General features: G+C 41.8%; 7 protein-coding genes. 3 read left to right on the top strand and 4 right to left on the bottom strand.

What is annotated here, in order from left to right; all coding sequences use genetic code 11:
- Window positions 1-34: 34 nt before the first annotated feature.
- From glgB to glnS, 4 genes are all read right to left on the bottom strand, one after another.
- Window positions 35-2227 (bottom strand): 1,4-alpha-glucan branching protein GlgB, encoded by a 2193-nt coding sequence (gene glgB, locus EL144_RS07725; RefSeq protein WP_005703138.1) that lies wholly within the window; start codon window positions 2225-2227, stop codon window positions 35-37.
- A 12-nt stretch (window positions 2228-2239) separates the two neighbouring features.
- A complete protein-coding gene (gene malQ / locus EL144_RS07720) occupies window positions 2240-4339 on the bottom strand; it encodes a 4-alpha-glucanotransferase (RefSeq protein ID WP_005703137.1) in 2100 nt (699 codons plus the stop codon).
- Window positions 4340-4430: 91 nt separating this feature from the next.
- Window positions 4431-4874 (bottom strand): YcgN family cysteine cluster protein, encoded by a 444-nt coding sequence (locus tag EL144_RS07715; RefSeq protein WP_005700439.1) that lies wholly within the window; start codon window positions 4872-4874, stop codon window positions 4431-4433.
- 70 nt (window positions 4875-4944) lie between these two features.
- Window positions 4945-6624 carry a glutamine--tRNA ligase gene (glnS, locus tag EL144_RS07710; RefSeq protein ID WP_005703134.1) on the bottom strand — a complete coding sequence of 560 codons (1680 nt, stop codon included), beginning with the start codon at window positions 6622-6624 and terminating at the stop codon, window positions 4945-4947.
- A 275-nt stretch (window positions 6625-6899) separates the two neighbouring features.
- Here glnS and EL144_RS07705 point away from each other — a divergent pair, with 275 nt between their 5' ends.
- From EL144_RS07705 to tdeA, 3 genes are all read left to right on the top strand, one after another.
- Complete coding sequence (locus tag EL144_RS07705; protein WP_005703133.1) at window positions 6900-8084, top strand: efflux RND transporter periplasmic adaptor subunit; 1185 nt, start codon at window positions 6900-6902, stop codon at window positions 8082-8084.
- Window positions 8085-8100: 16 nt separating this feature from the next.
- On the top strand, window positions 8101-10035 hold the full coding sequence (locus tag EL144_RS07700; protein ID WP_005703132.1) for a MacB family efflux pump subunit: 1935 nt from the start codon (window positions 8101-8103) through the stop codon (window positions 10033-10035).
- 85 nt (window positions 10036-10120) lie between these two features.
- Window positions 10121-11488 carry a toxin/drug exporter TdeA gene (gene tdeA / locus EL144_RS07695; RefSeq protein WP_005703131.1) on the top strand — a complete coding sequence of 456 codons (1368 nt, stop codon included), beginning with the start codon at window positions 10121-10123 and terminating at the stop codon, window positions 11486-11488.
- Window positions 11489-11541 lie beyond the last annotated feature (53 nt).

Genomic DNA, 11541 nt, shown 5'->3' with positions numbered 1-11541 from the left:
AACCGTGGGGATCAACCCACGGATTAGGCGTTTACTACTCGTCTTTTAACTTCAAATATACTGTTGCCAATGGTGGAATCGTTACCGAAATGGAGTTTTCTCGGTTATGGCTTGGAATCGCCTCGCTTTCCACCTCACCCCAGTTTCCGACATTAGAACCTTCATAGAAAGCGGAGTCGGTATTCAAAATTTCATGATATCTACCGGCGACATTAACACCAATGCGATAATCATGGCGTGGCACCGGAGTGAAGTTACTGATGACAATCACCCGTTCACCCGCACGACTTTGACGTTCAAAGGCAAACACTGAGTTTTGTGCATCATCCACCACCAACCAATCAAAGCCTTGCGGATCAGAGTCCAACTCAAAGAGCGGTGCGTTTTCGCGGTAAATTTTATTCAAATCTTTCACTAATTGTTGTACGCCGATGTGCCATCTGCCGCCAATGCCTTCATCCAATAGGAACCAATCCAAGCTTTCTTGATAATTCCATTCGCGACCTTGGGCAAATTCGTTACCCATAAATAACAATTTCTTGCCCGGATACCCCCACATATAGCCATAATACGCACGCAAGTTAGCGAATTTTTGCCATGCATCCCCCGGCATTTTGCCGAGCAAAGAACATTTTCCATGTACCACTTCATCGTGAGAAAGCGGCAGCACGAAATTCTCGCTATATTGATAAATCATGCCGAATGTCATTTGGTTGTGGTGATACTGGCGATAAACCGGGTCTTTTTGCATATAGGAGAGCGTGTCATTCATCCACCCCATATTCCACTTAAAATTAAAGCCTAAACCGCCGTTTTCCAATGGATGGGTGACACCACCGAAGGAAGTGGATTCTTCTGCAATAGAAATTGCGCCCAGCATTTCGCTGTGGATTTTCCAGTTGGTGTGTTTTAAGAATTCAATGGCTTCCAAGTTTTCCCGTCCGCCGTATTGATTTGGAATCCACTCCCCTTCAGCACGGCTGTAATCGCGATAAATCATGGAAGCCACCGCATCCACACGAATACCGTCAACGCCAAAACGTTCAAGCCAATATAAGGCGTTACTGGAGAGGAAGTTTTTCACTTCGTTTCGACCATAGTTGTAAATAAGGGTGTTCCAATCTTGATGGAACCCTTCACGCGGATCGGCGTGTTCATACAAGGCGGTTCCATCAAAGGCAGCTAAACCGTGAGTATCGCTTGGGAAATGTCCCGGCACCCAGTCCAAAATCACATTAATCCCCGCTTCATGAGCACGTTTCACCAAACGACGGAAACCTTCCGGCGTGCCAAAACGGCTGGTTGGTGAATATAAGCCGAGCGGTTGGTAGCCCCAAGAACCATCGAATGGGAATTCGGAAATCGGTAAAAATTCAATATGGGTAAAGCCCATTTCTTGTACGTAAGGAATGAGTTCATCACCAATTTGGTCATAATCCAACCAAAAGTTATTTTCTAAATTACGACGCCAGGAGCCTAAATGTACTTCATAAATAGAAATAGGTTGATCCCATTGATTGGCTTTACGACGGGCTTCTGTCATTGGCACGATGTCCGGTAACGCACTAATTTGTGACGCTGTATCGGGACGTAACTGTGAACAAAAGGCATAAGGGTCGGCTTTTAAGCGTAAATTGCCATGGCAATCGATTAATTCAAATTTATAAAGTTGTCCTAATGACACTTTCGGTAAAAACAACTCCCACACACCACTGGATGGATGTAATCGCATCGGGTGACGACGGCCATCCCAATAGTTGAAATCACCGACCACGGAAACCCGTTTAGCATTCGGCGCCCATAAACGGAAATTCACTCCCGATACACCGTCACATTCAATAAAATGCGCGCCTAGCACTTCATACGGACGCAAGAACGAACCTTCTGATAAAAGCCACTGATCCAAGTCATTAATCATTGGGTGATAACGATATGGGTCTTCGATAATTTGTGACTCTTTACCCCAATACACCTGTAATTGATAAACAAAGAAATCTCGTGTTTTCGGCACCACACTGGCGAAAAATCCCCGTTCATCCAAGCGTGTTAATTCAAAGAGTGTTGTTTGGTTTTCTTTTTCAATCACCAACACACGATCGGCATCGGGCAACAACGCTCGAATTTCAATGCCGTTGTCGGTTTCGTGCATTCCTAACACGGCAAACGGATCAGAATGTGTTCCATCAAAAAATTGATTGATAACGGATTGCGCTACTAATTGGGTCATAATAAATCCTCGCTAAGCTTTGCGGGCTTGATTAATGAAAGAAAGAAATGACGTCATGTGCGGATCATCAAAAATCAGTTCTAATGATTGACTTAATTTCTTACGCCAGTTCGGATATTCCGTTGAAGTTCCCGGTAAGTTAAAAGAGATCTCTTGGCTTAATAAGTTTTCTAATTGCACGCCTACCAATTGGCTTTGACTTTCCGCCAAATAGCGGTGAATTTGACGATTCAAATTGTCGTGCATTGCCATACTTAAAGCATCGCCCCAATAATCAGGCGATAAATAATTATCGCGGTGTAAACTATCTAACAGGGCTTGTTTATCAATCACCCGTTGCTCATATTTTTGTGTTAACACCTCTCCCTGTAAAATCCCCAACTGACCAAATAATTCTAAATCACGGCAATGCCAGAAGCTTTGTAGTGACGGCACATCGTGCGTACCAATAGTGGCAAAGGCATGTTGCGGATAATCCTGTTTGAGCGGATACATTTTGTTGCGTTGTGCGAAATACAACACGAAATAAGAGAAAATACGAAACTCGTTTAATTTCCACCGCACTTCATCAGGCACGGTGCCTAAATCTTCACCGATAATCAAACATTGATTACGTTGGCTTTCAATGGCGAGAATAGCCATTAATTCGTTAAACGGATAATGCACATACACACCATCGGCGGCGGTTTTGCCTTCCGGAATTAACCATAAACGAAATAGCCCCATCACATGATCAATACGCAACACACCAAAACTTTGCATATTGGCGCGTAGCATATCAATAAACGGTTGGAATCCTCTAGCTTTGAGCACGCTTGGGTTATAAGGCGGTAAATTCCAATTTTGTCCCACCGGACCAAGCGGATCAGGCGGTGCGCCCACTGAGGCATTAACGCAATATAGTTCCGGATCTGACCATACATCTGCACTGCCACGGGAACTGTTAACCGCTAAATCACCATAAATCCCTAGTTGCATTCCCACCAATCGACAACGCTCTTGTAATTCGGCTAATTGTTGCGTAGTGAGCCATTGCAACCACGCAAAAAACTCCACTTGTTCGGCATGTTCTTTTAATAACGCTTTACGTTTACTCTCGCTTAACACTTGCCATTCTTTGCGCCAACCTAACCAACCGATGGTATTTTCTTCCGCTTCTTGGTGTTGATGTTCAATACGATCTAACACATTAAACAACCCTTGCCATAACAACGCCGCTCCTTGCGCTTTCACGAAAGCATTAAATTCATCACGGCGGGCAATAATTTGAGCGGATTTACTGCGTTTGAAGAAAGCAAATAAGCCCTCAAGTGCGGTCAGTTTTAAATGTGTTATTTGCGTATAATCCACACTCGCCTGTTCACGCAAAGAAATGACTTGTTTCTGAATTTCATCAGTATTGAACCAATTTTGCACACCTCGGCAGAGTTTAAATTCAGGCAATGCAGGAATATCTAAATAAATAAAATTCAACCAACGGCGAGAGGAGGAACTATATGGACTTGCCCAATTAGGCACGGCAGGATATAGCATATGCAACGGATTAATGCCGATAAAATCGGCCCCCTGTTTTGCGCCCTGCTCAATTAAATAAGCCAAATCGCCAAAATCACCAATGCCCCAATTCGTTTTAGAACGTAAGCTATATAATTGAACATTAATGCCCCAAGCTTTTTTATTTTTTAGCACGTCCGGTTGGTATGCCGTGCGCGGCGTAACCAAAAGACGAACGGTGAATTGTTGTTCTGCGGAGGCAAGAAGGAGTTGATAATAGCCAAACGGCAACGAAGGTAATACAAGAGATTGGGGAGAAGAAAACGTCTGTTCAAAGCATTTTTTGCCTCGCTCATCAAGAATTGAACAATGTAATGACGAGGCATCAGTGAGGGACAAGCGGATTAAATCATAGTGTATCGGTTCATTTTCGAAGGCCGCAAACACATCATGAAAAGCACCTTTATTTATGTGTCGATTGTTTGGTGGCTGCAAAAGCTCGGTAAAGTAACGCACAGTGTCCGGCGGTGCATAAATTAAATGTCCGTCAATATCGTAATGGGAAAGGGATATGCCGATTTTTTCGGCAGATTGTTTTAAAGACTCAGAAACTTTCATACAAACCTACAACAAAATACAGCGACAAAAAACTAACGATTTATGAGTATTTTAGAGAAGGTTGACAGAATTACAATGTTTTTAATGCAAATTAGTGATCTTCGTCAAGAATAAAATCAAACCAATCAATTACATCATGTTCATGAATACCGTGCTGAATCAAAATATTGGCTTTTTTCACGCTATCAGGATCGCCACTGATTAACGGATGCCATTGAGGCAAAGGTTTTCCTTCATAAAGCAAGCGGTAAGCACAGGTGGAAGGCAACCATTCAAAATCCGGTAAGTTATCTTTGGTCAGCTTGGTACAATCTTCTTCCAGCTTAAAACGTTCACAATAATTACCGCACTTTCCGGTTTCCAAATCTAACAGATTGCAAGCAATGCGCGTGTAATACAAACGCTCATGTTTACCATAACCGTCAATGTATTTACGATAACAACATTTTCCACAGCCGTCACATAACGCTTCCCATTCCTCGTCGTTCATGTCGAGCAGGTGTTTGTGTTGCCAGAAATTAGGGTCTAATTGCATAGTAAAAAATGAAATAAAAGTGCGGTCGAAATTCATCACGAAAAACGACCGCACTTTATGCGCTATCGGCTTAGAAGCCTTCTTTTAGGCTTACCGTTAAGTTAAATACCAAATGTTCTGCACGACTGTCTTTATTGTCAGCACAGAAATAGCCTTCACGTTCAAATTGGTAACCTTTTTCGGCTTCCGCGTTACCAAGGCTTTGTTCTACAAAACCATGTTTCACGACCAATGAAGTTGGATTTAACACACTTTCAATATCTTCTTCAGCGCCCGGGTTTGGCACAGTGAAAAGACGTTCGTATAAACGAAATTCAGCCGGATGATTATGTACTGCAGATACCCAGTGAATTACCCCTTTCACTTTACGACCATCCGCTGGATTTTTACCTAAAGTTTCTGGATCGTAAGTACAGAAAATCGTGGTGATTTCACCATTTACATCTTTTTCTACACGTTCAGCTTTAATTACATACGCATTACGTAAACGCACTTCTTTACCTAACACTAAACGTTTATATTGTTTATTTGCCTCTTCACGGAAATCTGCACGATCGATATAAAGTTCTTTAGTAAACGGTAATTGACGCTCACCTAATTCCGGACGGTTCGGGTGATTCGGCGCGGTTAACACTTCTTCGCCTTCAAAGTTTTCAATCACCACACGCACAGGATCAATCACTGCCATTGCACGCGGTGCATTTTCGTTTAAATCTTCACGAATACATGCTTCAAGTGCAGAATATTCCACGACGTTATCTTGTTTGGTCACACCAATACGACGGCAGAATTCACGTAATGCAGCAGGTGTATAACCGCGACGACGTAAACCGGAAATGGTCGGCATACGCGGATCATTCCAACCATCCACAATGCCTTCATTCACTAACTTCAACAATTTACGTTTAGAGGTTAATGTGCCTTCTAAATTTAAACGGGAAAATTCATATTGATGCGGCAATGGGCGTTCAATGCTGATGTTTTCTAACACCCAATCGTATAAACGGCGGTTATCTTGGAATTCAAGGGTACATAATGAGTGTGTAATACGCTCAATTGCATCAGAAATACAGTGAGTGAAATCGTACATTGGATAAATACACCATTTATCACCGGTTTGGTGATGGCTGGCGAATTTAATTCGGTAAATCACAGGATCACGCATCACCATAAACGGCGACCCCATGTCAATTTTTGCACGAAGACTGAGTGTGCCCTCCGCAAATTCACCGTTTTTCATTCTTTCGAATAACGCTAAGTTTTCTTCTACGCTACGGTCACGATATGGACTGTTTTTACCTGGCTCGGTCAATGTACCACGATATTCACGCATTTCGTCCGGCGAAAGTTCATCCACATACGCTAACCCTTTTTCGATCAACTCAATAGCATAACCATAAAGTGCATCAAAATAATCAGAAGCGTAACGTGGTTCACCTTCCCATTTAAAACCTAACCATTCCACGTCGGCTTTAATTGAATCAACGTATTCCACGTCTTCTTTAACCGGATTAGTATCGTCAAAACGTAGGTTACATAAACCGTTATATTCTTTTGCCAAGCCGAAGTTTAAACAAATAGATTTTGCGTGACCAATATGCAAATAACCGTTCGGCTCAGGTGGGAAACGGGTATGAACGCTTTTGTGTTTACCTGAAGCTAAATCTTCATCAATAATTTGCGTAATAAAGTTATGCGTACGGGCATTTTCCGGATTTGTATTCTCTAAATTTGTTTCTGGATTAGTCATAATTTTCTCAATAAAAAATACATAAAAATAACCACTCTATTTTACACATTTTTCATTGAAAGCTAAAATTTATCTAAAGAACAAGTGTGCTATTTACCATTAAAAAACGAATTATGCCAAAAATCTTTGTCTAACTTTTGAGATTTTTCGTGCAAAAAATCCTATTTCCCATTAAAATACCTAACTAAATGAACGTTCATTCATTTAGTTAAGCATTTCTTAATCTTTTTTATTTACGATGTTTGTATTGTTTTTATTAAATCTTTGAGAGAAATATGAGAAAAAAACCTTTAATTATCACTTTAATCGCTACTGCCGTCATTGCCGGTGGTTATTTTTTTACGAAAGATACTGATGAGCAAACAAGTTACTTAACAGAAGTTGTTCAACGCGGCGATATTGAGAAAAATGTTGTGGCGACAGGTTCCATTGAAAGTATTAATACCGTCGATGTGGGTGCGCAAGTTTCCGGTAAAGTCACGAAACTCTACGTCACCTTAGGACAACAAGTAAATAAAGGGGATTTAATCGCAGATATTGATTCCACAACGCAAATCAATATGTTAAATACCCGTAAGGCAGAATTAGCCGGTTATCAAGCTCAGCTAATCGCCCGTAAAACGGCTTATGATGTGGCACAATCCAATTACAACCGTTTATCGAAACTTTACAGCCAAAAAGCCACCTCTTTAGACATCTTGAATACGGCCAAATCAACGTTAGATAACGCCAAAGCGGAAATGAACGTTATTCAAGAAAATATCAAACAAGCAGAAATTGAAGTGAATACCGCTGAAACGAATGTTGGCTACACAAAAATTACCGCGCCGATTGACGGCACTGTGATTTCTATACCGGTTTCCGAAGGCCAAACCGTGAACTCCAATCAAACCACACCGACCATCGTAAAAATTGCCGATTTAAGCAAAATGCGTATTAAACCGGAAATTTCTGAAGGTGATATTACCAAAGTCAAAGCTGGTCAATCGGTGAGTTTTACTATTCTTTCTGATAATAAAAAAGTTTATCAAGCCAAAATTGATTCTGTCGATCCGGCGACAACAACTATCAGTGATAATTCCTCCAACAGTTCAAGCTCCGGTAGTTCCAGTTCTAGCAATTCAAGCTCAAGTGCGGTGTATTATTATGCTAATATTGTTGTAGATAACCCCGACCAGGTGTTGCGTATCGGCATGACAACAGAAAATAACATCAAAATTGCCGAAGCCAAAAATGTACTCTTTGTACCAAATATGGCGGTTCAAATACAAAACGGTAAAACCTTTGTTAGCGTCCTGAACGGCAACAATCAACCGGAACAACGTGAAGTGGAAATCGGCATACAAAATGATTATCAAACGGAAATAAAATCTGGTGTTGCCGAAGGTGAAGAAGTGATCGTATCACAAGTTGCTGTAGGTGAAACCTTAAGTGGTACTGATGCACCTATTATCTTCTAAACAGTAATGAATTCTTATGGCAAATATAATTGAAATCAAACAGTTAAATCGATCTTTCGGTGAAGGTGAAAACTGTGTACACATTTTAAAAAATATTTCTCTTTCCATAAAAAAAGGGGATTTTATCGCTATTATGGGACAATCAGGTTCCGGTAAATCGACCCTAATGAACATTATCGGTTGTCTAGACGCCCCCACTAGCGGTTCTTATAAAATTCACAATAACGAAACCGTAGAACTCAGCCAAAATCAACTTTCCGATTTACGTAGCCAAACCTTCGGTTTTATTTTCCAACACTATAACCTCCTTTCCAGTCTTACTGCAGCTGAAAATGTGGCCTTGCCGGCAATCTATGCAGGGATGCCCCAAACACAGCGTCTAACACGTGCCAAACAGTTATTGGAAAAACTCGGCTTAGGAGATAAATGGCAAAATAAACCTAACCAACTTTCCGGCGGTCAACAACAACGGGTCAGTATCGCTCGCGCTTTGATGAACGGTGGCGAAATCATTTTAGCGGATGAACCCACCGGCGCGTTGGATTCACAAAGCGGCGAAAATGTCATGGAAATTTTGCGCCAACTGCACTCTGAAGGGCACACCATTATTATGGTAACGCATGACCGTGACATTGCGGCCAGTGCCAACCGCGTCATTGAAATTAAAGATGGTGAAATTATTGGCGACAGCCAAAAAGAAGCAATACAAAGTGCGGTTAAAAATACGGGTAAATCAAAATCCCGCTTCGGATTCAGCAAAGATCAGCTTATTGAAGCCTTTAAAATGTCGGTCAGTGCCATTGTTGCCCACAAAATGCGTTCCTTATTAACCATGCTTGGGATCATTATCGGCATTACCTCAGTGGTGTCCGTCGTGGCGTTAGGAAACGGTTCGCAACAAAAAATTTTGGAAAACATTAAAGGCATCGGCACAAACACCATGACTATTTTTAACGGTACCGGCTTTGGTGATCGACGTGCCGAACAAATGCAAAATTTAACAGTAAATGACGCCAACGCCTTAAGCAATCAAAGCTATGTACAAAGTGTTACGCCAAACAGTACCTCCAGCGGCACGTTGATTTACGGCAACCAAACCTTTTCATCGACCAGTTTAAAAGGCGTTAGCGAACAATCTTTTGATGTGGAAGGGCTTACGTTAAAACTAGGTAATACGTTTACACAAGAGGATATTCGTAACAATCAGTCTGTGGCGTTAATTGATGAAAGTGCGAAAAAATCCATTTTTCCCCATGAAAATCCGCTCGGCAAAATCATCATGTTTAATAAGCGACCGTTACGCATTATTGGTGTCGTGTCCGACCGACAAATGGGCGGTGCCAGCAGTTCATTAAATATTTATGCGCCTTACTCTACGGTAATGAACAAAATTTCCGGTAGCAAAAAAATCGCATCTATCACGGTGAAAGTCTCCGACTCGGTCAATAGTGCCGTTGCAGAAAAAGGCATTACCGAATTGCTCCAAATGCGTCATGGCAAAAAAGACTTCTTTATTATGAACAGCGATACCATCAAACAAACTATCGAAAGCACCACAAGCACGATGAAACTCCTCATCTCCTCTATCGCTTTCATATCCTTGATCGTTGGCGGCATCGGCGTAATGAACATTATGTTAGTGTCAGTGACGGAACGTACCAAAGAAATCGGTGTGCGCATGGCAATCGGCGCAAGACAATCCAATATCTTGCAGCAATTTTTAATCGAAGCGGTGCTTATTTGTTTAATCGGCGGGGTAACTGGCATTCTGCTCTCAGGCGTAATCGGATTGCTGTTTAATACATTCATGAGCGATTTCGCCATGGCATTTTCTAGCGCCTCAATTATTGCCGCCGTAGCATTTTCCACCTTAATCGGTGTAGTGTTCGGTTATATGCCGGCCAAGCGCGCTGCGCAACTGGATCCGATTACGGCATTGGCACGTGAATAGATTTTGTAAAACCCCAAAAATGCAGTTAAAATCGACCGCACTTTTGGCTGAATAAAAGCCCCTTTATATTTAATAAGGATAAACAATGTTAAAAATGAAAAAATTAACCTTAGCCATTGTGATGGCGACATCCCTCGCCGGTTGTGCCAATATTAGCGATTCTTATCAAGCCGGTCTTGATAATTACAAACAATACGAAGAAATCACCAAACAATACAATGTCAAAGAAAATTGGTGGGCGCTTTATAATGACGCGCAATTAAATCGTGTAGTTGAACAAGCCTTATTAAACAACAAAAATTTGGCCAAAGCGGCGATTTCCGTAAACAGAGCCTTATATAGCGCCAATTTAGCCGGAGCGAGTTTAATCCCTGCCTTTAGCGGTTCCACCGAATCCTCTGCAGGCAAAAACATCAAAACAGGTAGCAATTCCACTATCAGTCACAAAGGTTCTTTAAACGTGGGTTACACCTTGGATTTATGGCGCCGTTTAGCCGATACGGCTGATGCGGCGGAATGGATACACAAAGCGACCATCGAAGATATGGAATCCACCAAGTTGTCCTTAATTAACTCGGTTGTCACCACCTACTACCAAATCGCGTATTTGAATGACGCTATCAGCACCACACAGGAAAGCGTGAAATACTACACTGACATCAGCAACATCATGCAAAATCGTTTAGCGCAAGGTGTGGCTGACAGCGTCAGTGTCGATCAAGCGCAACAGGCAGTATTAACGGCGCGTAACAACCTCCTCACTTATCAAACTAACCGTAAAACAGCGGAACAAACCTTACGCAACCTTTTAAATTTAAAACCGGATGAAGCCTTAAACATTAACTTCCCGCACATTTTGAGCGTGAAAAATATCGGCGTGAATTTAAACGTTCCGGTTTCCGTGATTGCTAATCGTCCCGATGTTAAAGGCTATCAAGCCCGTTTAAGTAGTGCTTTCAAAAACGCCAAAGCTACCCAAAAAAGCTGGTTCCCGGAAATTACTTTGGCCGGTAGTTTAAGTTCAAGTGGCAATAAAGTCAGTAACGCCACCAACACCCCAATTGGCGCCGGTGTTTTAGGTATCAGCCTACCGTTCTTAAATTGGAATACCGTGAAATGGAATGTAAAAATTTCTGAAGCAGATTATGAAACGGCACGCTTAAACTATGAGCAAAGCATCACTACCGCCTTAAATGACGTGGATACTAATTACTACACCTACACACAAGCGCAAAGCCAGTTTGCCAACGTGCAACAAACCTACACCTATAACCAACGCATTACCCAATATTATCGTAATCGTTATAACGCCGGTGTGTCTGAATTACGCGAATGGTTAACGGCAGCCAATACGGAAAAAAGCTCACAGCTTTCTATTCTGCAAGCCAAATACAATATGATCCAAGCGGAAAACGCCATTTACAGCTCCATGGCCGGCTATTACTCCCGCTAATAAAACATCATAAAAATCCACCGCACTTTGTGGTGGGAATAAACATAAAAACG

Source organism: Aggregatibacter aphrophilus ATCC 33389 (assembly GCF_900636915.1).
GTDB classification, from domain to species: Bacteria; Pseudomonadota; Gammaproteobacteria; order Enterobacterales; family Pasteurellaceae; genus Aggregatibacter; species Aggregatibacter aphrophilus.
The sequence above is the reverse complement of the archived record's forward strand: the minus strand, read 5'-3'. Positions and strand labels throughout refer to the sequence as shown.

Bases quoted from the DNA above. Each gene is read 5' to 3' on its own strand.
- malQ (WP_005703137.1), bottom strand. From the start codon at position 4,339: ATGAAAGTTTCTGAGTCTTTAAAACAATCTGCCGAAAAAATCGGCATA.
- glnS (WP_005703134.1), bottom strand. From the start codon at position 6,624: ATGACTAATCCAGAAACAAATTTAGAGAATACAAATCCGGAAAATGCC.
- tdeA (WP_005703131.1), top strand. From the start codon at position 10,121: ATGTTAAAAATGAAAAAATTAACCTTAGCCATTGTGATGGCGACATCC.
- EL144_RS07715 (WP_005700439.1), bottom strand. From the start codon at position 4,874: ATGCAATTAGACCCTAATTTCTGGCAACACAAACACCTGCTCGACATG.
- glgB (WP_005703138.1), bottom strand. From the start codon at position 2,227: ATGACCCAATTAGTAGCGCAATCCGTTATCAATCAATTTTTTGATGGA.
- EL144_RS07705 (WP_005703133.1), top strand. From the start codon at position 6,900: ATGAGAAAAAAACCTTTAATTATCACTTTAATCGCTACTGCCGTCATT.
- EL144_RS07700 (WP_005703132.1), top strand. From the start codon at position 8,101: ATGGCAAATATAATTGAAATCAAACAGTTAAATCGATCTTTCGGTGAA.